Source organism: Rugamonas aquatica (assembly GCF_009380215.1).
Lineage (GTDB): Bacteria > Pseudomonadota > Gammaproteobacteria > Burkholderiales > Burkholderiaceae_D > Rugamonas > Rugamonas aquatica_B.
This window is the reverse complement of record NZ_WHUG01000015.1, coordinates 138,239-165,060: the sequence shown is the minus strand read 5'-3', so window position 1 is coordinate 165,060 and position 26,822 is coordinate 138,239. Positions and strand designations below refer to the sequence as shown.

Sequence of the window (26,822 nt, the reverse complement as noted above, 5' to 3'; positions counted from 1 at the left end):
CCCCGCACCGAGCGCCACACCGTGCCAGACGCTCGCGCCCTCCACGGCGCTGTTCCGAGCGGGGGCGGGCGCAGCGGCGGCAGCCAATGTGGGCTCGGGCGATGCGGCGCTCCTGGCGGCCACTGCCGGCGACGGCGCGGCGGGCGCAGCGGGCGGCGGCGCCGATGGATCGGGCATCAGGTCCAGCGTCAGGCCGGGGCCTCGGTGGTCGCTGGGCGTGGGCAGCGGATCGGGCGACGGCTGCGGCGCCACGCTGGCCGACGGCGCGGGTTCGGTCGAGATCGGCTCCAGGCTGAGGGCTGCCATCGGCTCCAGGTCCAGGCTCAGGCCGGTTTTGGCCGGTGGCTTGGCCGGCGGCGCCGGTTCCGGCGTCAGCGCCAGGATTTCATCGAAAGCCTGCGACGGCTTGTCGGTCTCGTCATCGGCGCCCGAGCTTTGTTTGGCGCGCTCCGCCTTTTTGAGCGCTTGCATTAAGAGACTCATGATCCATTCTCCTTGGCTGGGGCAGGGGCCGGCGCGGCCTCGCCATAGGGAGTGTTGTCGACCGTCTGGCCTGGCAGCAGGTAACGGTAATCCTTGTAGTCGCCGTTGACGCTGGCGTCCTTGACCACCACCGGCCGCATGAAGATGACCAGCTCGGTCTTGGTGGTTTTCTCGTTGCGGTGCGAGAACAGCTCGCCCAGCACCGGCACGCTGCTCAGCAGCGGGATGCCTTCCTTGGCGTTGTCGACCGAATCCTGCATCAGGCCGCCCATGACGGCGACCTGGCCGCTGGACACCTTCATCAGCGATTCCAGCTCGCGCGCCTGGATCACCGGCACCTGGCTTTTGACGCCGGCCTTGGCCAGGTCAGGATTGGGGTCGTTGACGTAGTCGACGATGCGGGTGATGGTCGGGCGCACGTTCAGCGTGACCTCGTCGGTGTCGGAAATCTGCGGCGTCACGCTCATGACGAAGCCGACCGGCACCGTCTCCAGCCGCGATTCATAGGTGGCCGGCGAGACGATGGTGCCGTTCAGGTCGCGCACCGCCGGCGTCACCCGGATCGAGAAGAAGACATTGTTGTCGACCACCTTGAGCAGCGCGGTCTGGTTGTTGAGCACGCTGATCTTGGGGCTGGACAGCACTTTGACCTTGCCGAACGATTCCAGCAACTCGATGGTGGCGGCGATATTGCCGAGCCGGCTGGTCGGGTTGGTGTAGTTCAGCACGAACACGCCGGGATTGGTCGAGGTCGGCAGTACGGCCGTGCCCAGCGCGCCCTGGTTCATCTTCAGGCCGCCCCGGGCGATCGATTGCCAGTTGATGCCCTGCTGGTACTGGTCGCCCAGCCGCACTTCGATGATGGTGGCTTCGATCAGCACCTGGCGCTTGGCCGCGCCCAGCACGACATCGAGGAATTCGCGGATTTTTTCATGCTGGCGGGCGGTCGCGCGCACGGCGATCAGGCCGCCCTCGGCGTTGACGATGACCGAGGAGCCGCGCTGCGCGCCGCTGGCGCCGGACTTGGCGCCGCCGAAGGCGCCGGCGTCGAACGGCGTTTGCGGCTGCGCGGTTTGCGGTGCGCCGCCGCCGGCCGCGCCGGCCTGCTGGGCCTGGGCCGCCAGCGGATCGACCGGATTGTCGCTCAGGTTGGACGCGCGCAGCATGTCGCGGATGTTCTTTTCCAGGCTGTACCAGAAGTTGTTGTCGGAGCGGTTGTTGACCACGGTGGTCGAATTGTTGCCGCCGCCGCTGCCGTTGCTGGCCGGCGCCGACTGTTGCTGCTGTTGCTGTTGCGGCTGGCCGTTGCCGCTGGCGCCGCTGCTGGCCACCGGGTTGGACGCGGTGCTGGGCCCGCCGCCGGCGGTCGAGATCTGGGTGGCGATGCTGACGCTGCTGCTGGTGCTGCGCGCGATGTTGACGTAATCGACCTTGTAGTTGCGCCATTCCGGCGAGTCCGGCAAGACGGTCAGCGTAGTGCCGTTGATTTCATAGCGCATGTCGACCTGGCGCTGGATGCGGGTCAGCAGCTGCGGCAGGGTCTGGTCCAGCGCGTTCAGCGTGACCGTGCCCTCGATGCCCGGATGGACGTCGACGTTCATGCCGGCGTCGCGCGCCAGCGCGAACAGCAGCGATTGCACCGGCACCTTGTGCACGGTCACGCTGTAGGTTTCGGTCTTGGGCGCGGCCGACGGCGGCGGCAAGGCGGCGCTCTGTTGCACGGTTTCGGGGATGGAACCGGCGGCGCGCGGCGCTTCCGTGATGTGGGTCGGCGATTTGGTCAGGGTGTGGGTCGCGCAGGCGCTCAGCAACACGCTGCACACCATGGGGACGATGGGGGAGGCGAGTTTTTTCATTGTTTCTTTCCGGCCCAGGGGGAATGCAGGATGTTGTGCATTTGCAATATAAACACCATGATCTTACAAATTTGGTGCCACCGCAAGGATCGCCCCCCAAATAGCCCAAATTAGCAGGACCGCCAAGGCCCCCGTAGCAACAGCGCGCCAAGGCAGGATTTGCCGCAGCTGGCGGCGGCGGAAGGCCGATTCGCGTATCGCCTGGCGCGCGTGGCGCACGCTGACGGTGCTGGCGTCGGCCGCATAGGCGGCCAGCAGGGCCTTGTCGGCCAGGATGTTGATGCGGCGGACGATGCCCTCGGAGCGTTCGGCGATCAGCCTGGCGGCGGCCGGGCTGAACAGCGGCGAGCCGTCGTGACCGGCCGCGCGCAGCCGGCATGCGAGGAATTCGTCGATCAGCGCCGGCGACAGCGCCGGCACCTCGAAGCTGTGGGTGATGCGTTCCTTCAGCTGGCGCATGCTGGCCAGCGCCAGGTGCTGGTCCAGCTCCGGCTGGCCGAACAGCACGATCTGCAGCAGCTTGCTGTGCGCGGTCTCCAGGTTGGTCAGCAGGCGTATCGCTTCCAGCGTGTCGAGCGGCATGGCCTGGGCTTCCTCGACCAGCAGCACCACCTGGCGGCCCTGGCTGTGGCGGGCGATCAGGTCGGCCTGCAGGCGGCGCTGGATCTCGTCGATGCGCAAGCCGTGGCCGTCCATGCCCAGTTCGGCGGCGATGGCGTACTGCACTTCCTGCGGGTTCAGATTGGGGTTGACCAGGTAGATGACGTCGATGTGCGGCGGCAGCTGGCGCTCCAGCATGCGGCACAACATGGTCTTGCCGGCGCCCACTTCGCCGGTCACCTTGATGATACCTTCGCCGTGGCAGACCGCATACAGCAAGGCTTGCAGGATTTCGCCGCGGGTGTTGCCGGCGTAGAAAAAGGCCGGGTTCGGGGTGATGCCGAACGGCGATTCGCGCAGGCCGAAGTGGGACTGGTACATGCTGCTCACGCGATGCAAGCCAGGAAGGCTTGCTCCAGGCTGTCGGCGCCGTAATGGCTGCGGCACTCGGCCGGCGAGCCGGTGAAGCGGATGCGGCCTTCGTGCAGGATGGCCATGCGGTCGCACAGCTCGTCGACATCGGCCAGCATGTGCGAGGTCAAGAACATGGTGCTGCCGCCGGCGTGCAGCTGGCGCAGCTGTTGTTTGAGCAGCGCGCGCGCCTTCGGGTCCAGCCCGCTCATCGGCTCGTCCAGCACGTACAGCGGCTTGCGCGCCAGCAGGCAGGCGGCCAGGCCCAGCTTCTGCGTCATGCCTTTCGAATAATGGCGCACGGTGCGGCGCAGCGCGTCCGGCGCCAGGTCCAGCGCCTCCAGCATGGCGGCCACGGCGGCCGGATCGTAGGCCAGGCCTTGCAAACTCAGCAAATAGCGGATGAAATCGGCGCCGGTCAGGTAGTAGGGCGGGGTGAAGCGTTCGGGCAGGAAGCCCAGCGGCTGGCGGCTGGCGGGGCGGTCGTGCGGCTGGCCGAAGATCTCGATGGCGCCGCCGTCGAGGGCGCAGAAATCCAGCAGACACTTGATCAGGCTGGTCTTGCCGGCGCCGTTGACGCCCACCAGGCCGAAGCACTCGCCCGCTTGCAGCTCCAGATCCACGCCCTGCAAGACGCTGGCCTGGCCATAGCGTTTGACGACTTGCTGGAAGCGCAGGGCAGGGTCGGTCATGGAAGGTGGTGGCTCTGTGGGGCTGGGAAACGAACGACACTGTAGCGCATTCGTGCGAAGAAAGCGACACCCTGTCGCGCCCGGCGCACGTGGAGTCTCGCCGGAGCCGGTTTCTGCACTAGAATGGCCGCAAGCCAACAGACGGCACAGATCACAAGGAGCGGGGCATGGCAAGGCCAGAGAAAGTGCGGCTTGGAGAAATTTTGGTGCAGCAAAAGCTGCTGACCGAGGAACAACTGGGCCTGGCGCTGGCCGAGCAAAAGCGCAGCGGACGCAAGCTGGGCCGCGTGTTCATCGAGAACGGCTATGTTACCGAGGAACAGATCGCCGGCGCGCTGGCGCGGCAGCTCAACATCCCGTATCTGAACCTGAAGTTCTTCAACGTCAATCCCGAGATCGTGCGGCTGCTGCCGGAAACCCAGGCCCGCCGCTTCCGCGCGCTGGTGCTGGAAGACCGGCGCGGCGCGCTGCTGGTCGGAATGTCCGACCCGACCGACCTGTTCGCGTACGACGAGATCTCGCGCATCGTCAAGCAGCCGATCGAGCTGGCGGTGGTCAACGAGACCGAAGTGCTGGGCGTGATCGACCGCATCTACCGCCGCACCGAGGACATCTCCGACCTGGCGCGCGAGCTGGAGCAGGACCTGGGCGATGTCTCGGTCGACTTCGGCGCGCTGGCGGCCGCCAATTCCAACCTGGAAGAGGCGCCCATCGTCAAGCTGCTGCAATCGGTGTTCGACGACGCCACCCAGGTGCGCGCGTCCGACATCCACATCGAGCCGCAGGAAGGCCGGCTGCAGATCCGCTTCCGCATCGACGGCGTGCTGCACCTGCAAACCGAGGCCGACATCAAGATCGCGCCGTCGCTGGCGCTGCGCCTGAAGCTGATGTCCGACCTCGACATCTCGGAAAAGCGCTTGCCGCAGGACGGCCGCTTCGCCGTGCGCGTGAAGAACCAGCGCATCGACGTGCGTATCTCGACCATGCCGACCCAGTACGGCGAATCGGTGGTGATGCGTCTGCTCAGCCAGAGCAACACCCAGCTGCGGCTGGACGCGATCGGCATGCCCAAGACCATCCTGGAGAAATTCCGCGCCATCGTCCAGCGCCCCAACGGCCTGGTGCTGGTGACCGGGCCGACCGGCAGCGGCAAGACCACCACGCTGTATTGCGCGCTGGCCGAACTCAATTCGGTGGAGAAAAAGCTGATTACCGTGGAAGACCCGGTCGAATACCGGCTGCCCGGCATCAACCAGGTGCAGGTCAACGACAAGATCGAGCTGAACTTCGCGCGCGTGCTGCGTTCGGCGCTGCGGCAAGACCCGGACATCGTGCTGGTGGGCGAGATGCGCGACCAGGAAACGGCACAGATCGGTTTGCGCGCCGCCATGACCGGTCACTTGGTATTATCGACCCTGCACACCAACGACGCGGCCAGCACGCCGCTGCGGCTGATGGACATGGGCGTACCGCGCTACATGGTCGGTAGTTCGCTGCAAGCCGTGCTGGCACAGCGCCTGGTGCGGGTGATCTGCGAAAGCTGCACCACGCCGTACGAGCTGACGCCGACCGAACACGAGTGGCTGCGCATGGAGTTGCACGACAAGGTGGGCATGGCGCGCTACTTCCATGGCAAGGGTTGTTCGCATTGCAATGGCATGGGGTATCGCGGCCGTACCGGCGTGTACGAGCTGCTGGAGATGACGCGCGAGGTGGTCGATGCGGCCAACGATCCCGATCCCTCGCACTTCCTGCGGGTGGCGGCAACGCAGATGGCCGGCGAAACCCTGCGCCGCCATGCGGTGGCGCTGGTGATACAGGGGCGCACCACGGTGGCCGAGGCCATGCGCATCAGCAACCAGACCGAGGATTGACGTGCCGTTCTATGCCTACAAGGCGCGCAGCGCGCGCGGAGAGTTGATGCAGGGCGTGCTGGAGGCGGCCGACAGCGGCGCCGTGGCCGACCATCTGCTGGGCAGCGGCGCCACGCCGGTGGAGATCGCGCTGACCCGCAAGGCCGCCACCGGCAGCGCCAGCGGCGAGGCCTGGTGGGTCAAGCTGTTCGAGAAGAGGGTGACGTCGATGGATGTGCAATTGTTCAGCCGCCAGCTCTACACCTTGCTCAAGTCGGGCGTGCCCATCATGCGCGGGTTGGCCGGCCTGCAGGAATCGGCGATCAGCAAATCGTTCGGCAAGGTCATCAAGGACTTGCGCGAGTCGCTCGACGCCGGCCGCGAACTGTCGGCGGCGATGCGGCGCCATCCCACCGTGTTCAACGATTTCTACCTGTCGATGGTGCGCGTGGGCGAGATGACCGGGCGGCTGGAGGAAGTGTTCCTGCGCTTGTTCGACCACCTGGAGTTCGACCGCGAGATGCGCGCCCGCGTCAAGAGCGCCACCCGCTACCCGATCTTCGTGGTGGTGGCGATGATCGTCGCCATCGTCATCGTCAACATCTTCGTCATCCCGCAGTTCGTCAAGGTGTTCCAGAGCTTCCACGCCGAGCTGCCGCTGATGACGCGCATCCTGATCGCCAGCTCGCATTTCATGGTGACTTACTGGCAGCTGCTGCTGGTGGGCGCCGGCGCGGCCGTGTTCGGCTTCCGCTACTGGGTCAACACCAGCGCCGGGCGCTACAAGTGGGACCGCTACAAGCTCAAGTTTCCCATCGCCGGCAAGATCATCCACAAGGCCACGATGGCGCGTTTCGCCCGCAGCTTCTCGCTGTCGAGCCGCAGCGGCGTGCCCATCGTACAGGCGCTGACGGTGGTGTCGCAGACGGTGGACAACGCCTTCCTGTGCGCGCGCGTGGAGCAGATGCGCGACGGCGTCGAGCGCGGCGACAGCATCCTGCGCACCTCGATCGCGGCCAATGTGTTCACGCCGGTGGTGTTGCAGATGGTGGCGGTGGGCGAGGAATCCGGCTCGCTGGACGAGCTGATGGATGAAATCGCCCAGATGTACGAGCGCGAGGTGGACTACGAGCTGAAGACGCTGGCCGCGCAGATCGAGCCCATCCTGATCACCTTCCTCGGCCTGCTGGTGCTGGTGCTGGCGCTGGGCATCTTCGTGCCGATCTGGGATCTGGGCAAAGTGGCGTTGCCGCACTGATGGGCGGCTTGCGTCTTGCTGGTGTTGTGCGGCCGCAACGACGGCGGGGACGGGGTTTCACCTTGTTCGAGTTCGCCGTGGTGGCCGGCATTTTCGGCCTGCTGGTGATGGTGGCGCTGGAGCGGATGGCGTATTACCGCCGCGCCGGCGACGACGCCGGCGTGCAGGCTTTGCTGATCAATATGCGTAGCGCCTTGTCCAGCAAGGTGATGGCCTTGCAGGTGCAGGGCAGGGATGGGGAAATCGGCGCGCTGGCCGGCGCCAATCCGATCGCCTGGCTGGCGCGGCCGCCGGACAATTACGCGGGCGAGCTGACGCCGGAAGCGGCAAAGAGTGTTAAAGCAGGCAACTGGTATTTTGATCTACGGCAACACAAACTGGTATTCGTGAGGGACGGGCAAGAAGATTTGTTAAATAGTGCCTCAAAGAATATTTATTTCAAGGTAGAATCACTGCGCTTGCCCTCGAAAAACGCCAACGCAGAGCGCCAGCCGGGAAATGCCGGTATCGCGCTAAATGAAGTCACTCAATAGCAGCCGCTGTCGCGCTCCGCCGCAGCAAGGCGTTAATGATCTTTTTTAGTCAGGTCTGGAGAGTCATATGCAAACCAAACAAGTACCTTCGTTCAAATCGCGTTCCCAGCAAGGCGGTTTCACGCTGATCGAGCTGATCGTCGTGATCGTCATCCTGGGCATCCTGGCCGCCACCGCGCTGCCGAAGTTTGCCAACCTGGGAAGCGATGCGCGCGTGGCGAAAATGATGGCGGCCAAGGCAGCCATCGCCAGCGCGTCGAATATGTACCACGGGCGCTGGCTGGCGGGGGGATCGCCTGCTGCCGGTGCCACCTACGATACCGATGTGGTTGTCAACGGCACCGGTTATCCAACCTTCGCGGGCATGCTGGCCGCACTCGGCGGTACGACGGGTATGGCGGACTACGACCTGACGAACTTTACCGCGACGACCGGGGTGCTGCGCTCCGACAACGGCGCCGGCCACACCAATTGCACGGTGACCTATGACCCGAGCACCGGCACCACGACCGTCGCAGCCGCTGTCGGCACCTGCTGATCCATCAGCAATGACGGGCCGGGGATGGGAGTGAGGTCGCCGGCGCAGTCGCGCCGCGTCCGGCCCCCGAGGCCGGGTGGCTTTACGTTGGTTGAGTTGATTGTGACGATAGTGGTGCTGGGCATCCTGGGCGCCGTCGTGGTGCCGCGCTTCTCGGACACCAAAGGTTTCGACGCGGCCGCCTATACCGATCAGTTCAAGGCGTTGATACGCTACGGCCAGAAAGTGGCCATCGCCCAGGGCCGCTTTGTGTTTGTGCGGCTGAACGGCAGCAGCGTCGCGCTGTGCTACGACGCCGCCTGCAACAGCCGCGTGGCGCCGCCCGGCGGTTCCAACAGCGGCACCGCGTCAACCATCGCCAACTGCGGCGGGACCGCCTGGGCATGCGAAGGCGTGCCGGGCGGCCTGGCTGTCTCCGCCGCCTCGACCTTCTTTTTCGACCCCGCCGGCCAGCCGTTCGCCGGCACCGACACGCCGGGCGGCCCGACCTCGACCTTCGCCACGCTGGCGCTGAGCGTCAGCGGCGACGGCGGCGCCCACAATGTGACCGTGACGGCGGTGACCGGCTATGTGTTCTAAGCCCGCCCGCCGCAAGCAAGCCGGCCTGAGCATGGTGGAGCTGGTGATGTTCATCGTCATCGTCGGCATCGCCGTGGTCGGCGTGCTGCAAGTGCTGGGCATGGGCGCGCGCTCCAGTCCCGACCCGATGCGCCGCAAGCAGGCGCTGGCCATCGCCGAGAGCATGATGGAGGAGGTCCGCCTGGCGCACTTCACGTTTTGCGACGGCAGCGATCCGAAGGCCGAAGACCCCGCCACGTTGAGCGAGGCCGATTGCACCATTCCGGAAGGCATGGGGCCTGAACTGGCAGCCGGCAATGTCCGCCCCTTCGACAACGTCAATGACTACGGCGGCATTTACACCACCGACGCCGCCGGCAATTCATTCCCGACCGGCTATTCCGCCGTCGTCACGGTCGTCCAGGATTCCACGTTTGGCGCGGCCGGTGCTGTGGTCCCGCAGGCCGCCGCGCTGCGCATCACCGTGGTCGTCACCTACGGCGCCGACAACGTGACGCTGGACGGCTACCGCGCCCGCTACGCGCCGAGGTCGCTATGAAAGCGCCCCAACGCGCACAAGGCTTCACGCTGGTCGAGGCGGTCATCGTCATGGTCATCACCGGCATCCTGGCCGGCATGGTGGCGGTGTTCCTGAAGACGCCGGTGCAGAACTACGTCGACACCGCCGCGCGCGGCGAGATGACCGATGTGGCCGACCTGGCGCTGCGCCGCATCACGCGCGAGCTGCGGCTGGCGCTGCCCAACAGCATCCTGGTCTCGGCCGACCGCCGCACCTTGCAGTTCCAGCTGACCAAGACCGGCGGCCGCTACATCGACATCAGCGATTCGCCGCCGCCCGCGCTGCTGCCGCTGGATTTCAGTCCGGCCGCCAGCCTGCAATTCGATATCGCCGGCGCCGCGCCGTCCGGCAACCAGCAAATCCTGCCCAACGACTGGATCGCCGTGTTCAACATCGGCACGGCGCCGGCCGACGTGCGCACCTTCGGCAATGTCGCGCGCGTCACGGCGGTCAACGGCACCCGCATCACGCTGGCCAGCAACCCGTTCGCCGCGCAGTCGCCGTCGATGCAGTCGCCGACCAACCGCTTTCAGGTGGTCAGCGGCACGGTCACCTATGTCTGCACGCCGGTGGCGGGCGGCGGCGGCACGCTGATCCGCAGCTTCAGCAACCAGATTTTCGGCCTGAACGGGCTGGGCGCGCCGCAGTTCGGGGCGCCCGCGACGCTGGCCGGCCTGGTGGCCGGCTGCGGTTTCGATTACGTGGTGCTGGCCAACACCAACACGGCGCTGGTCGGCGTGTCGCTGACGCTGGCGCGCAGCAACGGCGAAAGCATCAGCCTGGTGCGCCAGGTTCACGTGGATAACACGCCATGACGACCCTGCGCCCGCCGCCGCGCCACGCCGCCGGCGTCTCCATCGTCACCGCCATGTTCCTGGTGGTGGTGCTGTCGGCGCTGGCCGTGGCGGCGATGTCGCTGTCGCGCTCGCAGCAAAGCAGCTCGGCGCTGGACTTGCTGGGCGCGCGCGCCTACGAGGCGGCCCGCGCCGGCGTCGAGTACGGCCTGTACCAGCAGCAGATCAACGGCAGCTGCGCGGCCAGCCGCACCTTCGTGCCGGGCGGGACGCTGTCGGTCTTCACCGTCACCGTGCAGTGCACCGTCAACGCCACGCCCGGTATGGGCGCGAGCATGAACCGGACCACGGTGACAGCCGTGGCCTGCAACCAGCCGGCCGCCGGCATTTGTCCCAACGCCGTCACCACCAGCGCCGACTATGTGCAGCGCACGGTCACGGTGCAGTTCTGAGGAGGCGGCGATGCGAGCGACCAACCCTGTCCCGAACAACGCCCCGCGCTGGCTGGCCTGCCTGCTGGCGCTGCTGTGCGGCCTGGCCGCCGGCTGGTCGCGCGCCGATTCGCCGATCACGCTGTTCAAGAGCTTTGCCGGCAACGTCAGCTTCACCGGCACGCAGAAGACCATGCGCACCAAGGACAACAACACCGATCCCTGCGCCATCAACACCGGCACGCTGACCATGGCGCTGACCGGCGTGCCGTCCGGCGCCACCATCCTCAACGCGCAGCTGTACTGGGCCGGTTCCAGCTCCACCCCCGACTACAGCGTGAGCTTCGACGGCGTGGCCGTCACCGCGCCGAGCAACCGCAGCTACACCTCGGCCACGGTCGGCTACGATTTCTTCGCCGGCGCGGTGGACGTGACCTCGCAGGTGGTGGCCAAGGGCAATGCCAACTACACCGTCGGCGGCCTGACCATCAACAGCGGCAGCCCGTATTGCGCGGTGGAGGGCGTGCTGGGCGGCTTCCAGCTGCTGGTGGTGTACTCGCATCCGAGCGAGACGTTCCGCGTGCTCAACGTCTACGAAGGCTTCCAGTACATCCGCAACTCCAGCGTGGCGCTGACGCTGGCCAACTTCAAGACGCCGACGCCGATCGGCAGCCTGACCGGCAAGATCGGCCACATCACGTGGGAGGGCGACACCACGCTGTCGGGCGGCGGCGAGATCCTGATGTACAACAGCGTCGAGATGACCGATGCGCTCAACCCGTCGGGCAACCAGTTCAATTCCATCTCCAACATCAACAACGACAGCTTCTCCTACGGCATCGACTTCGACGCCTACACGGTGTCGTCGCCGACCATCAAGGCCGGCCAGACCTCGGCCCGCAGCGACTACAAGTCCGGCCAGGATTTGGTGCTGATGAACGCCGAGGTGATCGCCGCGCCGAACGTGCCGGCGGCCGACCGCGCCATATCGATGACCTTGCAGACACCGCTGCAGCCTTCGCAGATCAGCAACTACATCATCAGCGTCAGCAACAACGGCCCGCTGACCGAGGGCGGGCCGACCACCGTGGTGGACGTGCTGCCGTCGTCGCTGATCTTCGTCAGCGCCACCGGCACCGGCTGGAATTGCAGCATGTCCGGGCAAAGGCTGACGTGCAGCTACAGCGGCGCCATGGCCGCCGGCGTGACGCTGCCGCCGATCACGCTGCGGGTGACGACGGCGGCCGCCGCCAGCGGTCTCATCAACAACAGCGCCACCGTCAGCGGCCAGCTGTTCGACTATTACGACGGCAACGACACCTCCACCGTCAGCTCGCAGGTGGGCGCGGCGGCCATCACGCCGAGCTTTGTGTTCACCGATCCGCTGTCCGGCCAGTGCGTGAACGGCTTGCCGTTCGGCGATCCGGGCCAGCCCTGCAAGCTGTTCAATTTCAATGCGCAGAAAAACACGGCCAACAAGGATATTCCGGTCTACCTGACCTTCGTCGTGCTGGGCGTGCCGACCGCGCTGTCGAATACGGACAGCACGCTCAAGGTCAAGTACGCGCTGTCCTGCTACGACCCGATCCAGGATGCGGGCGTCAACGCCAGCTTCACCAAGGTCGGCGGCAGCGCCGTGACGCTGCCGCTGTGCGCCAAGTCCGGCGCGCTGCCGGCACAGAACTCCAGCACCTGGACCGGGCTCAACGACGTGGTGTTCACCGGCACCAAGGCGACCACGGCCGATGTCTACAACTTCCGCTATGCCGATGTAGGGCGGGTGGAATTCCTGGTCAGCGACAACACCGGCCGTCTCGGCACCAGCAATACCTTCGTCGAACGGCCCGACAAACTGGTGCTGCTGGCGCCGGCATCGAACAAGGCCGGCACGCCGGCCTCGGCCATCGACGGCAAGTTCGTCACCGCCGGCACCGCGTTCGCGATGTCGGTCAAGGCGCTGATGTATGGCGGCGCGCCGGCGCCCAACTTCGGCCGGGAGACCACGCCGACCACGGTGCAGATCACCGCGCTGGCGGCCATCGACCAGAACGGCGACCGCCTGGCCGATATGGTGGGCGTGAACGACCCCAGCCTGCCGCTGGCGTTCAGCGGCAGCTTCGGCGCCTTCAGCGGCGGCATCGCCACCGGCAGCAGTTTTTCCTACGGCGATGTCGGCGTGCTGGAGCTGTCGCCGTCGGTGACGCCGAGCAGCTATCTCGATTCGGGCAATCTGATCCTGGAGTCGCTCAACGTCGGCCGCTTCGTGCCCGACCATTTCAATACGATCATCGCCACGCCGCCGATGGCCTGCGATCCGGCCGGCATGACGTGCCCGGCCAACGTCGGCATGGTGTACTCGGGCCAGCCGATCAGCAATCTGACGGTGACCGCGATGAACCTGCAGGACCAGCCGACGCTCAACTATCGCGGCGCGCTGGCGCGGGCGGTGGCCTTGTCGGCCTGGTCGGCGGCCGGCAGCACGGCCGTCGCCAATCCGCCGGCCAATCCGAGCGGCGCGGTGCTCAGCGCCAACGGCATCGCCTCCAGCGCTTTTCCTCTCGCGTCGAACCCGCCCACCGGCATTGCGAGCGCGTCGCCGGTCTACACGCTGCCGCGGCCGTTCGTGGCGAGCGCGGCATACGCCAACAACTGGGTGACGCCGACGCTGGTGTACCTGCGCGCCACCGAGACCGGATCGCCCAACGATGGCGTCACGTCGCTGCGCACCGGCGCGGTCGAGGCCGGCATTTCGGTGGTGTCCGGCCGGCTGTTCGTGCCGAACGCCTACGGCTCGTCCAGCCTGCCGGTGCCGCTGAACCTGGGCGCGCAGTACTACGGCCAGAGTTCGGTCAACGGCAGCACGGTGCTGGCCTGGCGCAACAACGCCAGCGACAGCGTCACGACGGTGACGCCGGCCAGCAACTTCCAGTACGCCAGCTGCCTGGTCGCGTGCCCGGCGCCGCCGGCGAGCGCGGCGCCGACGGTGAGGATGATTAACGGTGCGGCCACCGCCACGCTGAAGGCGGGCACCAGCGCCGGCAAGAGCGGCGCCACCGTCACCGTCAATGGACCGACCTGGCTGCCGACCACGCAGGGGCGCGTGACCTTCGGCTTGTATCGCAGCCCGGTGATTTTCTTGCGGGAAGTGTATTGAATCCGCCTCATTTTATTTGGGAACTGAGCATTAACAGGGCAAACTGGGGGCATGGCGCCAAATTGCGGAAGTGGCGCAATGAAACTTGAATATAATCAAGGATGTGCGGCGACTATTGAATCCCGTGCTTAATCATTTGAGACAGTCGGATGCGTTTATTCGGAAAAGCGGAAAAAAAGAATGGCTGGCTGGCCATCGGCCTGACGGCGGACGGCGTGCAGGCCGCAGCGATCGAGCGCCGCACCGACGGTCTGCCGCGCGTGCTGCTGGCCACGTCCTATCCCGGCAAGGCCGACCAGGCCGGCGCCAGCCTGGCGCGGCTGGGCAAGGAATTGCAGGCCAACCGCTACTGCTGCACCACCTTGCTGGGCGCGGGCGGCTATCAACTGCTGATGGTCGAGGCGCCCAATGTACCGGACGAGGAAATGCGCACGGCGCTGGGCTGGCGCGTCAAGGACATGATCGATTTTCCGCTGGAAGAGGCGACTATCGATATGGCGATGGTGCCGCTGGCCAACGGCTCGAACCACGCCCGCCAGGCCTTCGCGGTGGCGGCCCGCAACAGCGTGCTGAAGCCGCACCAGCAGCTGTTCGCCGACCACAAGATCGCGTTGTCCGCCATCGACATCGGCGAGATGGCGCAGCGGAATATCTCGGCGCTGCTGGAGCCGGAAGGGCGCGGCGTCGCGCTGCTGGCCTTCGATGCCGACGGCGGCTTGCTGACCGTCAGCTACCAGGGCGAGCTTTACCTGGCGCGCCGCATCGACGTCACGCTGAACCAGCTGCTGGACCCGGATCCGGATCGCCTGCAGCAGCTGCATGACCGCATCACGCTGGAACTGCAACGGTCGCTGGACCACTTCGAGCGGCAATTCTCGTTTGTCACGGTGGCCAAGATGGTGGTGGCGCCGGTGGGCGAGGGCGCGCTGCGCGCCTATCTGGCCAGCAATCTGTACCTGCCGGTGGAACAGCTGGATCTGGCCAGCGTGCTGGACCTGACCGGCGCCGAGCTGCTGCAAGATCCGGCGCAGCAGGCCGGCTTCCTGCGCACGCTGGGCGCGGCCTTGCGCGAGGTGGAGACGGCATGAGCCAACAGATCAACCTGTTCAACGCGGGTTTCAAGCGCAAGAAAAACTACGCGACCACGCGCGCGATGGCGACAGGGCTGGGGGCGCTGGTGCTGGTGCTGACCGTGGCCTCGGTGCTGGCCAACATCGAGCTGGCGACGCTGGAGCGCGAGGCCGCCGTGGTCAAGGCCGAGCTGGCTGCGCGCGAGGCGCGCCGGATCGCGGTGACCTCGACCTTCGTGGCGCCGCGCAAGAGCGAGGCCTTGCAGCAGGAACTGGATCAGACCGGCGTGCAATACCGTAATCTGCAACAGGTGGCGGCCATCCTCGACCAGGGCGAGCCGGGCGCCACACGCGGCTACTCGGCGTATTTCCGCGCCTTCGCCCGGCGGGGCATCGACGGCTTGTGGCTGACCGGCGTGACCATCCAGGGCAGCGGCGAGGCCATCGGCTTGCAGGGACGGGCCTTGAAAGCCAGCCTGCTGCCCGGCTACCTGAACGGCCTGGCCGGTGAAGCCGTATTGCGCGGCAAGACCTTCGGCCAGTTGCAGATGACGGAACCGAAAGCGCCACCCAAGGCCGCGGCAGCGGATGGCGTATCGGCGCCCGAGCCGGCTGCGGCGCCGCGCTATGTGGAATTCAGCCTGCAATCGGCAGCGGCCGGCGAGCAGGCCAAGGTGGAGCAGCCATGAAGGCCTACTGGATCAGACTCGATACCTGGCTGATGGCGTTGAGCCAGCGCGAACGCCTGATGGTGGTGGGCGCGGGCGCGGCGTTGCTGGCGTTTCTGGTGTTCCAGCTGGCGCTCGATCCGGCCTACACGCGCCAGCGCCTGCTGCGCGACACCATGCGCCAGCAGCGCGTGCAGATCGCCGGCATCGATTCCGAATTGCAGCAGCTGGACGTGGCCGCGCGCCGCGATCCCGACCGCGAAGTGCGCGACCGTCTGAAGGTCTTGCAGGCCGATAGCGTGGCGCTGCGTAGCAAGCTGCGCAGCGCGCAAAAGGGTCTGGTCGCGCCGGAACGCATGGGCGCGTTGCTGCAACAGATGGTGCAGGGACATGGCAAGCTGCGCCTGGTGTCGCTGAAGACGCTGCCGCCGCAAGGCACGACCGACGGCCACTTCGCCGCCCAGGACGCGAGCGAGCCTCCCGCTGCGCGGCCGGCCGCATCGCCGGCACCGGCGCCGACGCCGGCTTCCATCTTGGCTGCGGCCAACGCCAACGCGGTCGCAGCCAAACCGCAGCCGGCGACCGGCACGCCGGCCGCCGCGCAAGCGCAGACACCGCTGCTGTACCGCCACGGCGTGCAACTGGTACTGCAAGGCAGCTACCTGGAAATGATCGATTATCTGGAAGCGCTGGAGGCGTTGCCGACCCAGCTGTTCTGGGGCGCCGCCGCGCTCGACGCCGAACAATACCCGCAGGCCCGGCTGACGCTGACCCTGTACACCCTGAGCCTGGACCAGAAATGGATAGCACTGTGAAGCGCCGCCTGACCACCTTGATGCTGGCCGCGCTGGCGCTGCCGGCGCTGGCGCAGAAGCTGGCCGATCCGACCCGTCCTCCCGCCACGATGGCCGCGCCCGACAGCGCAGCGCCCGAGGCCGACGGCGTGCCGTCCGCGCCGCGCCTGCAATCGATCCTGATCGGCGGCGCGCCCGGCGGCCGGCGGCTGGCGGTGATCGACGGCGTGACCGTGCGCATCGGCGGCAAGGTGGGCGACGCGATACTTGAACGCATCAACGACAATTCGGTGCTACTACGCCGGGGCAAGAATCTGGAAACCCTGACCCTGTTTCCCAAACCGGCCGAGGCCGCTGACCCGACAGGGAAAACAAAATGACGACACATAACGAGTTCATGGACAAGATGCTGCGCCGGGTCGCGCTGCTGAGCGCCGCCGCCTTGCTGGCCGCGTGCAACACCCAGGTGCCGCGCGACACCTACAACACCATCGACCAGCAGGTGCACGACGCGGCCGTCAAGGCCCGCGCCACGCCGCCCGCCAGTTCGGCGGCGGTGGAGGCGGCGCTGCTGCCGCCGCCCGCAGTCACGATGGCGGCCGAGCTGCCGAAGGCGCGCGCGGTGATGGAAGAGCGTTTCAATGTGTCGTTCAACCAGGTGCCGGTGCAGCAGTTCTACAACTCCATCGCGGCCGGCACGCGCTACAACATGCTGATCCATCCGGACGTCAGCGGCACCGTCACCGCCAACCTGAAGGATGTGACGCTGTTCGAGGCGCTCGATGCGGTGCGCGAGCTGTACGGCTATGACTACAAGGTCGAAGGCACGCGCGTGTACATCCGTCCGCTGACCATGCAGACCCGCATCTTCCAGGTCAACTACCTGAGCGCCACGCGCAAGGGCAGCTCGAATGTGCGGGTGTCGTCGACCTCGGTCAACACGGTGGGCACGGTGGTGTCCGGCGGGCAGGGCGGCCAGAGCGGCACCGGCAGCAACGGCCAGAACAACCAGCCGCAGCAGCCGGGCCAAAGCAATCAGCAGTACTCGATGGAAGACGCCAGCAACGTCAAGACTTCTTCCTCCACCGATTTCTGGACCGATCTGAAAGAGGCCTTGGTGGCCCTGGTCGGCGGTATCGGCGACGGCCGCAGCGTGGTCATCAGCCCGCAGTCGGGCGTGGTGGTGGTGCGGGCGCTGCCGGAACAATTGCGCAGCGTCGAGCAGTATCTGAAGGCGACCCGGCTGGCGGTGGAACGCCAGGTGATTTTGGAAGCCAAGATTCTTGAGGTGCAGCTCAACAGCGGCTTCCAGAGCGGCATCAACTGGGCCAGCTTCGCCTCGTTTGGCGGTGGCGGCAGCAACCGCATGTCCACCGGCTTCCTGGCGCCCGGCACCGGCCTGGCGCCGTTGCCGGCGGCCGGCGGCCCGCCGCCGGTATTGACCAGCGGCGGCACGGCGGGCATTTCGGCCAGCAGCGGCTTCTCGCTGGCGAACGCCGCCAACAACGCGGGTTCGCTGTTCGGCCTGGCCTTCCAGACCAGTAATTTCGCCGCCATGATTTCCTTCCTGGAGTCGCAGGGTTCGGTGCACGTGCTGTCCAGCCCGCGCATCGCCACGATGAACAACCAGAAGGCCGTGCTGAAGATCGGCACCGACGAGTTCTACGTGACGGGCGTGAGCACCACCACCAACTCCAACGTCAGCGGCAACACCACCAGCCCGAACGTGACGCTGCAGCCGTTCTTTTCCGGCGTGGTGCTGGACGTGACGCCGCAGATCGACGAAGAGGGCAACATCATGCTGCACGTGCATCCCTCGGTCAGCCAGGTGTCGACCATCAACAAGATCGTCAACCTGGGCAGCGCCGGTGCGCTGCAACTGCCGCTGGCGGCGTCGAGCACGTCGGAAATGGACAGCATGGTACGCGGCCAGGATGGCCGCATCGTCGCCATCGGCGGCTTGATGCGCCAGTCCACCACGGCCGACAACAACCAGGCGCCGGGCATAGGCGATTTGCCGGTGCTGGGCGCTTTGTTCCGCAACACCGAGCGCAGCACGCAGAAGCGCGAGCTGGTGGTGCTGATCAAGCCTACCATCGTCGATGGCGCGGCCAGTTATGCGCAGGATCTGGAGGATGCCAGCCGCCGGTTCCAGCAACTGGCGCCGCCCCCTGCCGGAGGACGCAACTAAATGTACCAGGCCCATTTTGGCTTGGGCGAGATGCCTTTCGGGATCACGCCTGACACCAGCTTCTTCTTCACCAGCCCGCATTCGCAGCAGGCGCTCAACACGCTGCTGGTGGCGGCGCGCAGCGGCGAGGGCTTCATCAAGATCACCGGCGAAGTCGGCACCGGCAAGACGCTGCTGTGCCGGAAGTTCATGGCGACGCTGGGGCCGGGCTTTGTGACGGCCTATATTCCGAATCCCTATCTGGAGCCGCGCACGCTGATGCTGGCCCTGGCCGACGAGCTGGAATTGCCGCTGCAACGCGATGTGGATCAGCATCAGCTGCTGAAGTCGCTGACCTTGCGCCTGATGGACCTGGCGCGCGAAGGCAAGCAGGTGGTGATGTGCCTGGACGAGGCGCAGGCGATTCCGCTGGAAAGCCTGGAAGCCTTGCGCCTGCTGACCAATCTGGAAACGGAGAAGCGCAAGCTGCTGCAGATCGTATTGTTCGGACAGCCGGAACTGAACCAGCATTTGCAGGCGAATTCGATCCGCCAGCTGGCGCAGCGCATCACCTTCCATTACCATTTGGGTCCGCTGAGCCGCGACGACTTGGAGTACTATCTGGCGCATAGGCTGCGCGTGGCGGGTTATGCCGGCAGCCGTTTGTTCAGCCGCAGCGCCATCGGCCGTTTGTTCAAGGCCAGCGGCGGGATACCGAGGCTGGTGAATATCATGGCGAATAAATCGCTGATGCTGTGCTTTGGCGAAGGCAAGCAACAGGTGACGCGCCGTCATGTGGACATGGCGGCGGTCGATACCGTGCCGTCGCGTTCCGGCTTGCGCTGGGCGTGGTTGATGGCCGGCGTGAGTTTGCTGATCGCCGCATGCGGCCTGACTTGGGCGTTGACTAAATGAGTTTGATTAATAAAATGTTGCAGGATCTGGATGCGCGCGGTGGTGCGGGCGATGGCGCTTTGCGCCAGCAGCAGCTGCATGCCGTCAGCGGACAGGTGCGCGACAGGCGGCCGCTGGTGATCGCCGGTTCGGTGGCGTTGGCGGCGGTGGTGGTGGGCGGAGGCTGGTTTGGCTGGCAGTACTGGCAGAGCCACCGCGCCGCATCGCTGCCGGTGGCCGTGCAGGTGGCGGCCAAGCCAACGGTTGCCGCCGCGCCCGCAGCCGCAAGCCAGCCGGCAGCGGTCAAGGTCGCCGTGATGCCGCCTGAGCCAAAGGCCAAGCAAGAAGCCGCCGCGCCGGCCCCGCACAAAGTTGCCGACACGCCGCCGGCCGCCGCACCGCTCGCCGCGTCGGCAGCCGTTGCGCCAAGCACCGTTGCGGCGCACGACGCTTCTTCGCAAGCGGCTGCACCACGCGACACGCCTGGCACCGCATCGACGCCCGCTGAGCGCAAGCCCGCCCGCCAGGCCGCCGCGCGCAGCAGCGACGATGCGGCTGGCAACACCGGCACGATCACGCACGACATCAGTCCGAAACAGATGGCGGAGAATACCTATCGGCGCGGGCTGGTGGCCTTGCAGGAAGGGCGCGTCAACGCCGCCCTGGCGGACTTCGACCGCGCACTGGAAATCGATCCGCGCAACGAAGCCGCGCGCCAGACCAACATCAGCCTGCTGCTGGAACAGAAGCGCAATGAAGACGCGGTGCGCCAGCTGCGTCTGGCGCTGGGCATTGATCCCCGCCAGCCAGGCCTGGCGATGGTGCTGGCCCGCTTGCAGCTGGAGAAGGGCGGTCCCGCGCTGGAAACGCTGATGACGACGCTGCCATATGCCGGCAACAGCGCCGAATACCAGGCCTTCCTGGCCGGCGTGCTGCAACGCGAGCAGCGCCACACCGAAGCGGCCGATCATTATCGCGAAGCGCTGCGGCTGATGCCGCAGAACGGCGTGTGGTGGATGGGCTTGGGGATTTCGCTACAGGCCGACATGCATCTGCCGGAAGCGCGCGAAGCCTACCGCCGCGCCCGCGCAGCGAACGGCTTGTCGCCGGAGCTGCAAGCCTTCATTGACCGCAAGATCGAATCGCTGTCGCGCTAAGCCGGCGGTGGCTCAGAGGCTGGCCTGCGCGCCCCAGATCTGCTTCATGCTGAAGCGGATCGAAGCATCGTCCTCGCTGAGCGCCTGGGCGATCGTGCAGGCCTGATCGGCTGTGCTGCGCTGCACGGCAGGCGACAATGCCGCGCCCGCAGGATCGCGCAGGCAGTGCACCTGCAAACCGCCCGCGCCGCCCTGACGGCGGCTGACCACGCCAATCTCTCCGCTCGCCAGGCGCACCAGCGCCCCCGGCGGGAAATCCCCCAGCTCGCGCTGGAAGCACTGCGCCAGCGCAGGATCGACCGGCGCCACCTTGTCTTCGACCAGATTGCGCAAGGCCTGGTCCGGCAGGATCGAGCGGCGGTAATTACGCGCCGACACCTGCGCACAATACCTGTCCGCCAAACTCAGCAGCTTGGCATTCTGCGTCACCTCCGGACTGGCGACCCCGGCCGGATAGCCGCTGCCTTCATCGTTCTCGTGGTGCAGCAGCACGCAGGAAATCCACTCGTCATCCTGGATGCCCGCGTACTTGAGCATGTCCACGCTTTCCTCCGGGTGGCGGCGCACGATGGCCATTTCCTCGCTGCTCAGCGGCGTGTTCTTGTTCTGGAAGGTTTCGTTATGGCGCAGCATGCCGACATTCATGGTCAGCGCGGCCGCCGTCACGGTCAGCGTTTCCACCGGACTCTTGTTCTGGCTGTGCGCGACCACCACCACCACGACCGCCGTTTCGATACAGTGGCGCACCGCGTAGCTGCCGGCGATCTGGCACAGGAAGATGCAGGCCAGCGCGATGTCGGGATTGAGCTCGACCGCATGGATCACGTCGCGCGCGATGTCGCGCACTTCGCTTTCGGCGTTGTGTTCGTTGCGCAGGTTTTGCAGCAGGCGCTCCAGCCGGCGGTTCGACTGATTGAGCAGATGCAGCACCGACGGCGGCGGTTCTTGTTCCGCGAAGACGCCCGCTTCGAGCGGGGCGTCCGCCTGGTTGGTATCGGCCATGATTCTTGTCCCCGAATTAAACTTTGCCCAGTCGCTCCAGTGCGAGTGCCAGGGTCTCATCTTGTTTGGCAAAGCAGAAACGCACGATGCCCGATTCCTTGCCTTGCTGGTAAAACGCCGATACCGGTATCGCCGCCACCTTGATCTCGGTGGTCAGCCACTCCGCAAACTCCGCTTCCGTTTGCGATGAAATCTTATCGTAGCGCACGCACTGGAAATAGGTGCCGTCGGCCGGCAGCAGTTCGAAGCGCGAACCCTGCAAGCCCTCGCGGAACAGGTCGCGCTTGCGCTGGTAGAACGCCGGCAGTTCCAGGTAGGGCTTGGGATCGGCCATGTAGCTGGCGATGCCATGCTGCATGGGCGTGTTGACGGTGAAGACGTTGTACTGGTGGACCTTGCGGAACTCCGCCATCAACGCGGCCGGCGCGGCGACATAGCCGACCTTCCAGCCGGTGACGTGGTAAGTCTTGCCGAAGCTGGAGACGACGAAGGCGCGCGCCGCCAGTTCCGGATAGCGGCACACCGACTCGTGGCGGGCGCCGTCGTAGACCATGTGTTCGTAGACTTCGTCCGACAGGATCAGCACGTCCGTGCCGCGCACGATGTCGGCCAGCGCGTCCATGTCGGCCACGCGCAGCACGCTGCCGGTCGGGTTATGTGGGGTGTTGATGACGATCAGGCGGGTCTTGCCGCTCACGGCCGCCGCGACCTTGGACCACGGCACGGTGTAGCCGTCGGCGCCGGCTTCCATCTGCACCAGCACCGGCACGCCGCCGGCCAGCGTAATCGCCGGCACATAGCTGTCGTAGCTCGGCTCGATGACGATGACCTCGTCGCCCGGATGCACGCAGCACAGGATGGCGGTGGTCAGCGCCTGGGTGGCGCCGGCGGTGACGGTGATCTCGCTGTTGACGTCGTACTGATGGCCGTACAGGGCCGCGATCTTGGCGACGATGGCGTTGCGCAGCACAGGCGCGCCGCTCATCATCGGATACTGGTTGAAATCGGCCTGCATGGCGTCGTTGACGGCTTGCAGCAGGCTGCGTTCGCAGCCAAAGTCAGGGAAGCCCTGGCCCAGGTTGACCGCGTTCGCTTGCGCGGCCAGCGTGGACATGCGGGTGAATACGGTGGTGCCGACGGCCGGCAGGCGGCTCGTCAGGGTGGGCGTGAAAGGCGTGCTGCTCGGCAGATTATTACGGCTGTTCATGGCGGCTGGATAGTGGATGGATAGCCTATTCTAGCTCAGCGCGCCGGGTTTGGTGTGGTGAAAAAACCTTAACTTTCCAGGCTCCACGCCTCGGGCACCATGACCTTGAACATGCCGGCCTTGGCCAGGCGGCGCGCCAGTTTCAGCAAGGCCTTGTCCTTGGTGATGAGGATGGCGGCGTTGGCGTCGCGCGCCACTTCGAGGAACTTCTGGTCGTCCTTGTCGGTGCAGACCGGCAGGCGGATGCCGGACTCGGGCGGGGCGACCACCTTGATCAGCTGGTCGAAGCGGGCGGCGGCCAGCGGGCGGCTGTCGTCGTCCAGCGGCAGGTGCTTGTAGTGCAGCACGATGTTGTACTCGTCGCGGCAGTCCGAACGGGTGATCGCTTCGACCGCGCCGCTTTCCAGCGCCGCCAGCAGGCCGGCCCAGCGCGGGTCCTTGAACACGAACAGGTCGAGGCAGACGTTGGTATCGATAACGATGCGCGGCGGTGTGAGTTTTTCTGGAACAGGTATCATGTGCTTAGTTCGTAATTATGTTTATCTGGAATCTTATGCTGATAGTGCTTTCGCCTGCAAAAAGTCTCGACCTGGAGACCCCTCCGACCACCAAGTTGCACTCCCAACCCGATTTTCTCGACCACTCAGCCCAGCTGATCGAGCGTCTGCGCGAATTTTCGCCGGCGCAGATCGGCGAGTTGATGGATTTGTCCGACAACCTGTCGGCGCTCAACGTTGCCCGCTATGCCACGTGGACCCACGATACCGCCGAAGGCCGCCAGGCCGTGATGGCCTTCAACGGCGACGTCTACGGCGGCCTGGATGCGCGCAGCCTCAAGCCGGCCCAGCTCGATTATGCGCAATCGCGCATCCGCATCCTGTCCGGCCTGTACGGCATGCTGCGGCCGCTGGACCTGATCCATCCGCACCGGCTGGAAATGGGCACCCGCCTGAGCAACCCGCGCGGCAAGGACTTGTACGCGTTCTGGGGCGAGACCATCACCCAGGCGCTGAACAAGACGGCGGCCGAGCAGGGCGCCGAGACGCTGGTCAACCTGGCGTCCGAGGAATACTTCAAGTCGGTCAAGCCCAAGCTGCTGGACGTGCCGGTCATCACGCCGCAGTTCGAGGACTGGAAAAACGGCAAATACAAGATCATTTCGTTCTACGCCAAGCGGGCGCGCGGGCTGATGGCGCGTTTCGCCGCCGTCAAGGGCATCACCGATCCGCACAAGCTGAAGAAATTCAACGTCGACGGCTATGCCTTCGACAAGAAGGATTCGGACGACAAGACCTGGATATTCCGCCGCCGGGTCGAAGCGTAAAACGGGGTAAATAATAAAAAACCGGGGCGTGGGCCCCGGTTTTTGCTGGGTTTCAGCTGAAATTCAGCTTAGTTCCAGAGCTTCCACCAGTGACGTTCGGCTTTTTTGCCTTCGTCGAGGAACTTGCTGGAAGGGTAGTTCAGCTTGAAAACACGCATCGTGTCGTCGCGCAGCTCGGTCATGCCCAGCTTGTCGTAGCTGCGGATCATGATGAACAGCGCTTCCTCGATGGCCGGCGAGTCGCGGTAATCGTTCATGATGCCCATGGCGCGGTTGGCCGCTGCCAGGTAGGCGCCGCGGCGGTAGTAGTAGCGCGCCACGTGCACTTCATACGAAGCCATCGCATTGGTCAGATAACGCATACGATCGAGCGAATCCGGCGTATACTTGCTGTTCGGGAATTTGTCCACCAGCTGTTTGAAGGCCGCGTATGCTTCGCGCGTGGCTTTCGGGTCGCGTTCGGTGGCATCCTGCTCGTAGATGAAGTTCAGGAAGCCGATCTGGTCGTTGAAGTTGATCAGGCCGCGCAGGTAGTACATGTAGTCGACGTTGGCGTGGTTCGGGTGCAGCTTGATGAAGCGCTCTACCGCTGCCAGCGCCTGGGCCTGGTCCTGCGATTTGTAGTAGGCGTAAGCGATCTGCATCTGCGCCTGCTGGGCGTAAGTGCCGAACGGATAGCTCGATTCCAGCTTCTCGTACAACTGAATTGCGCGTTCGTAGTGCTGTCCTTCCAGCTCTTCGCTCGCCTCCGAGTATAATTTCGTAGCGCTCCAACCTTTAGTCTCGTCGATTTTCTCCGAGAACAAACCGCAAGCGGACAAACTAAGCAGAACCAACGTTGCTGCGACTACTTTCAATTTTTTTTGCATATGTTTTGCAAGAAGCTGTTTAACCAAAGTTTTACAATAGGCTGATTATAGCCGATGGGAATGCTGTGATATTAACTCCAAAGCCGAATTTGGCCGAATCTTCCTCCGATCATGACTCCGACGCCGACCTGCTGCACATCGAGGACGCGCAAGACGGTGATTTTGGCGACGACGACGGCCTGGCTCCGATCCATCTGGAACTGACCCCGGAAGTCTGCGGCGAACGCCTGGACAAGGTGATTTCCCACCTGGTGCCGCAATTCTCGCGCGGCCGCCTGCAAATGTGGATCACCGACGGCTTCGTCACCGTCGATGGCAAACCGGCCAAAAGCACCAAGGACACCGTCTATGGCGACGAGAAGATCGTCATTCTGCCCCAACCGGCGCCGGAAGACGAGGCTTTTAAACCGGAACCGATGGAACTTAACATCGTTTACGAAGATGAGCACCTGATGGTCATCAACAAGCCGGCCGGCCTGGTGGTCCATCCGGGCGCCGGCAACTGGTCCGGCACGCTGCTGAACGGCCTGCTGCACCACTGTCCGCAGCTGGCCGGCGTGCCGCGCGCCGGCATCGTCCACCGCCTGGACAAGGATACCAGCGGCCTGATGGTGGTCGGCAAGACGCTGCCGTCGCAGACCGACCTGGTGCGCCAGCTGGCCGCCCGCACCGTCAAGCGCGAGTACTACGCAGTCGTGTGGGGCATGCCGCGCATTAGCGGTACTATCGATGCGTCGATGGGCCGCCACCCGAAAGACCGCATCAAGATGGCGGTGTCGACCGGTATGGGCTCCAAGCCGGCCATCACCCACTACCAGGTGCTGGGCGGCGGCAAGCTGGGCGAAGGCCGCCCCGTGACGCTGGTGCAGTGCCGTCTGGAAACGGGCCGCACCCACCAGATCCGCGTGCACATGATGTCGATCGGCTTCCCGCTGGTCGGCGATACGACGTACGGCAAGCAGCATCTGGCCGATTACTTCCCGCGCCAGGCGCTGCAGGCACGTCGCCTGGGCCTGGTTCATCCGGCCACCGGCGAGCAATGCGAATGGACCGTGCCGCTGGCCGACGATTTTGCCGAACTGCTGGCCCGTGCCGGCATCGAGGCAACGGAACCGGAACAGAATTAATGTCTACACTTCAGCAGCAATGGTTGGTGCCGCACTGGCCGGGCTTGCCCGACGGGGTAGGGGCACTGTCGACTACGCGGCGTGGCGGCGTCAGCCCCGCGCCGTATGACGACGGCATGGGCCAGGGCGGCCTGAACCTGGGCACCCACGTCGGCGACCAGCCGCACAACGTCGCCCGCAACCGTGAAATCCTGCGTTCCATGCTGCCCGGCGACCCGGGCTGGCTGACGCAGGTGCACGGCACGGCGGTGGCCAATCTGTCCCGGCTGGGGCCGCAGGAGGTGCCGGAAGCGGACGCCAGCCTGACGACCACGCCGGGCAAGGTCTGCGTCATCATGACGGCCGACTGCCTGCCGGTGCTGTTCTGCGATGTCGAAGGCAAGACCGTGGCGGCGGCGCATGCCGGCTGGCGCGGGCTGGCCGCAGGCGTGCTGGAGAACACGGTGGAATCGATGCGCGCGGCCGGCGCCGGCGAGTTGATGGCCTGGATGGGCCCGGCCATTGGCGCCTATCAGTTCGAAGTGGGGGCGGAGGTGCGCGAGGCTTTCCTGAGCGGCGCGGTCGACGCGTCCGGCGTGCGCCACGTGGAGGCGGCGTTTTCGCCCATCGAGGGCAAGCCCGGCAAACACCTGGCCGATATCTACGGCCTGGCGCGCTATCTGCTGCACCGGGCCGGCGTGCAACAGGTGCACGGTGGCGAGTTCTGCACCGTCTCCAATTCCGGCCGCTTTTATTCCTACCGCCGCGACGGCGTCACCGGCCGGCAGGCAGCCCTGATTTGGATCAAATGAGTTTTACC

26 protein-coding genes and 1 pseudogene are annotated in these 26,822 nt (G+C 65.6%); 19 read left to right on the top strand and 8 right to left on the bottom strand.

Annotation, left to right across the window (positions count from 1 at the left end; translation table 11 throughout):
- The 4 genes and pseudogenes from GEV02_RS27005 to GEV02_RS26990 form a co-directional block, all read right to left on the bottom strand.
- Positions 1 to 483: pseudogene (locus tag GEV02_RS27005) on the bottom strand (tetratricopeptide repeat protein); the annotation flags it as partial.
- Positions 480 to 2,339, bottom strand: a complete 1,860-nt coding sequence (mshL, locus tag GEV02_RS27000) for a pilus (MSHA type) biogenesis protein MshL (RefSeq protein WP_152840989.1) — start codon at positions 2,337 to 2,339, stop codon at positions 480 to 482. The pseudogene GEV02_RS27005 and the gene mshL (GEV02_RS27000), both read right to left, overlap by 4 nt.
- A gap of 63 nt (positions 2,340 to 2,402) precedes the next feature.
- The gene (locus GEV02_RS26995; RefSeq protein ID WP_152840988.1) at positions 2,403 to 3,320 is read right to left on the bottom strand and encodes an ExeA family protein; all 918 of its coding nucleotides are present in this window, start codon (positions 3,318 to 3,320) and stop codon (positions 2,403 to 2,405) included.
- A gap of 5 nt (positions 3,321 to 3,325) precedes the next feature.
- Positions 3,326 to 4,042: an ABC transporter ATP-binding protein gene (locus GEV02_RS26990; protein ID WP_152840987.1), complete on the bottom strand. Its 717-nt coding sequence runs from the start codon at positions 4,040 to 4,042 to the stop codon at positions 3,326 to 3,328.
- A gap of 167 nt (positions 4,043 to 4,209) precedes the next feature.
- Here GEV02_RS26990 and GEV02_RS26985 point away from each other — a divergent pair, with 167 nt between their 5' ends.
- From GEV02_RS26985 to GEV02_RS26910, 16 genes are all read left to right on the top strand, one after another.
- Positions 4,210 to 5,916 carry a GspE/PulE family protein gene (locus GEV02_RS26985; protein ID WP_152840986.1) on the top strand — a complete coding sequence of 569 codons (1,707 nt, stop codon included), beginning with the start codon at positions 4,210 to 4,212 and terminating at the stop codon, positions 5,914 to 5,916.
- Between the two features lies 1 nt (position 5,917).
- Positions 5,918 to 7,153 (top strand): type II secretion system F family protein, encoded by a 1,236-nt coding sequence (locus tag GEV02_RS26980; RefSeq protein WP_328595927.1) that lies wholly within the window; start codon positions 5,918 to 5,920, stop codon positions 7,151 to 7,153.
- Positions 7,154 to 7,215: 62 nt separating this feature from the next.
- Complete coding sequence (locus GEV02_RS26975) at positions 7,216 to 7,686, top strand: type II secretion system protein (protein WP_235922973.1); 471 nt, start codon at positions 7,216 to 7,218, stop codon at positions 7,684 to 7,686.
- Positions 7,687 to 7,753: 67 nt separating this feature from the next.
- Positions 7,754 to 8,224, top strand: coding sequence for a type II secretion system protein (locus GEV02_RS26970; protein WP_152840984.1), 471 nt, complete (start codon positions 7,754 to 7,756; stop codon positions 8,222 to 8,224).
- Between the two features lie 24 nt (positions 8,225 to 8,248).
- Positions 8,249 to 8,803 (top strand): type II secretion system protein, encoded by a 555-nt coding sequence (locus tag GEV02_RS26965; protein WP_152840983.1) that lies wholly within the window; start codon positions 8,249 to 8,251, stop codon positions 8,801 to 8,803.
- The gene (locus GEV02_RS26960; RefSeq protein ID WP_152840982.1) at positions 8,793 to 9,341 is read left to right on the top strand and encodes a type IV pilus modification PilV family protein; all 549 of its coding nucleotides are present in this window, start codon (positions 8,793 to 8,795) and stop codon (positions 9,339 to 9,341) included. The genes GEV02_RS26965 and GEV02_RS26960 overlap by 11 nt, the downstream gene beginning before the upstream one ends.
- Positions 9,338 to 10,177, top strand: a complete 840-nt coding sequence (locus tag GEV02_RS26955) for a PulJ/GspJ family protein (protein ID WP_152840981.1) — start codon at positions 9,338 to 9,340, stop codon at positions 10,175 to 10,177. Before GEV02_RS26960 ends, GEV02_RS26955 begins: the two co-directional genes overlap by 4 nt.
- On the top strand, positions 10,174 to 10,608 hold the full coding sequence (locus GEV02_RS26950) for an agglutinin biogenesis protein MshP (RefSeq protein WP_152840980.1): 435 nt from the start codon (positions 10,174 to 10,176) through the stop codon (positions 10,606 to 10,608). The genes GEV02_RS26955 and GEV02_RS26950 overlap by 4 nt, the downstream gene beginning before the upstream one ends.
- Before the next feature lie 10 nt (positions 10,609 to 10,618).
- A complete protein-coding gene (locus GEV02_RS26945) occupies positions 10,619 to 13,741 on the top strand; it encodes a DUF6701 domain-containing protein (RefSeq protein ID WP_152840979.1) in 3,123 nt (1,040 codons plus the stop codon).
- Positions 13,742 to 13,890: 149 nt separating this feature from the next.
- The gene (locus GEV02_RS26940) at positions 13,891 to 14,829 is read left to right on the top strand and encodes a type IV pilus biogenesis protein PilM (RefSeq protein ID WP_152840978.1); all 939 of its coding nucleotides are present in this window, start codon (positions 13,891 to 13,893) and stop codon (positions 14,827 to 14,829) included.
- Positions 14,826 to 15,500, top strand: coding sequence for an MSHA biogenesis protein MshI (locus tag GEV02_RS26935; RefSeq protein WP_152840977.1), 675 nt, complete (start codon positions 14,826 to 14,828; stop codon positions 15,498 to 15,500). The genes GEV02_RS26940 and GEV02_RS26935 overlap by 4 nt, the downstream gene beginning before the upstream one ends.
- Positions 15,497 to 16,294 (top strand): type II secretion system protein GspM, encoded by a 798-nt coding sequence (gspM, locus tag GEV02_RS26930; RefSeq protein ID WP_152840976.1) that lies wholly within the window; start codon positions 15,497 to 15,499, stop codon positions 16,292 to 16,294. Before GEV02_RS26935 ends, gspM begins: the two co-directional genes overlap by 4 nt.
- Positions 16,279 to 16,653 carry an MSHA biogenesis protein MshK gene (locus GEV02_RS26925; protein ID WP_152840975.1) on the top strand — a complete coding sequence of 125 codons (375 nt, stop codon included), beginning with the start codon at positions 16,279 to 16,281 and terminating at the stop codon, positions 16,651 to 16,653. The genes gspM and GEV02_RS26925 overlap by 16 nt, the downstream gene beginning before the upstream one ends.
- Positions 16,650 to 18,464, top strand: a complete 1,815-nt coding sequence (mshL, locus tag GEV02_RS26920) for a pilus (MSHA type) biogenesis protein MshL (protein ID WP_152840974.1) — start codon at positions 16,650 to 16,652, stop codon at positions 18,462 to 18,464. Before GEV02_RS26925 ends, mshL (GEV02_RS26920) begins: the two co-directional genes overlap by 4 nt.
- The gene (locus tag GEV02_RS26915; protein ID WP_152840973.1) at positions 18,465 to 19,358 is read left to right on the top strand and encodes an ExeA family protein; all 894 of its coding nucleotides are present in this window, start codon (positions 18,465 to 18,467) and stop codon (positions 19,356 to 19,358) included.
- Positions 19,355 to 20,494, top strand: a complete 1,140-nt coding sequence (locus GEV02_RS26910) for a tetratricopeptide repeat protein (RefSeq protein WP_152840972.1) — start codon at positions 19,355 to 19,357, stop codon at positions 20,492 to 20,494. Before GEV02_RS26915 ends, GEV02_RS26910 begins: the two co-directional genes overlap by 4 nt.
- A gap of 12 nt (positions 20,495 to 20,506) precedes the next feature.
- On the opposite strand, the gene GEV02_RS26905 is transcribed toward GEV02_RS26910, so the two are convergent.
- From GEV02_RS26905 to GEV02_RS26895, 3 genes are all read right to left on the bottom strand, one after another.
- The gene (locus GEV02_RS26905; RefSeq protein WP_152840971.1) at positions 20,507 to 21,496 is read right to left on the bottom strand and encodes an HD-GYP domain-containing protein; all 990 of its coding nucleotides are present in this window, start codon (positions 21,494 to 21,496) and stop codon (positions 20,507 to 20,509) included.
- 16 nt (positions 21,497 to 21,512) lie between these two features.
- On the bottom strand, positions 21,513 to 22,703 hold the full coding sequence (locus tag GEV02_RS26900; protein ID WP_152840970.1) for a pyridoxal phosphate-dependent aminotransferase: 1,191 nt from the start codon (positions 22,701 to 22,703) through the stop codon (positions 21,513 to 21,515).
- 68 nt (positions 22,704 to 22,771) lie between these two features.
- Positions 22,772 to 23,221: a putative toxin-antitoxin system toxin component, PIN family gene (locus GEV02_RS26895; RefSeq protein ID WP_152840969.1), complete on the bottom strand. Its 450-nt coding sequence runs from the start codon at positions 23,219 to 23,221 to the stop codon at positions 22,772 to 22,774.
- Between the two features lie 35 nt (positions 23,222 to 23,256).
- On the opposite strand from GEV02_RS26895, the gene yaaA reads away from it, so the two are divergent.
- The gene (gene yaaA / locus GEV02_RS26890; protein ID WP_152840968.1) at positions 23,257 to 24,027 is read left to right on the top strand and encodes a peroxide stress protein YaaA; all 771 of its coding nucleotides are present in this window, start codon (positions 23,257 to 23,259) and stop codon (positions 24,025 to 24,027) included.
- A gap of 68 nt (positions 24,028 to 24,095) precedes the next feature.
- On the opposite strand, the gene GEV02_RS26885 is transcribed toward yaaA, so the two are convergent.
- Complete coding sequence (locus GEV02_RS26885; RefSeq protein ID WP_152840967.1) at positions 24,096 to 24,896, bottom strand: outer membrane protein assembly factor BamD; 801 nt, start codon at positions 24,894 to 24,896, stop codon at positions 24,096 to 24,098.
- 89 nt (positions 24,897 to 24,985) lie between these two features.
- On the opposite strand from GEV02_RS26885, the gene GEV02_RS26880 reads away from it, so the two are divergent.
- The gene (locus tag GEV02_RS26880) at positions 24,986 to 26,023 is read left to right on the top strand and encodes an RluA family pseudouridine synthase (protein ID WP_152840966.1); all 1,038 of its coding nucleotides are present in this window, start codon (positions 24,986 to 24,988) and stop codon (positions 26,021 to 26,023) included.
- Positions 26,023 to 26,814: a peptidoglycan editing factor PgeF gene (pgeF, locus tag GEV02_RS26875; RefSeq protein ID WP_152840965.1), complete on the top strand. Its 792-nt coding sequence runs from the start codon at positions 26,023 to 26,025 to the stop codon at positions 26,812 to 26,814. Before GEV02_RS26880 ends, pgeF begins: the two co-directional genes overlap by 1 nt.
- Positions 26,815 to 26,822 lie beyond the last annotated feature (8 nt).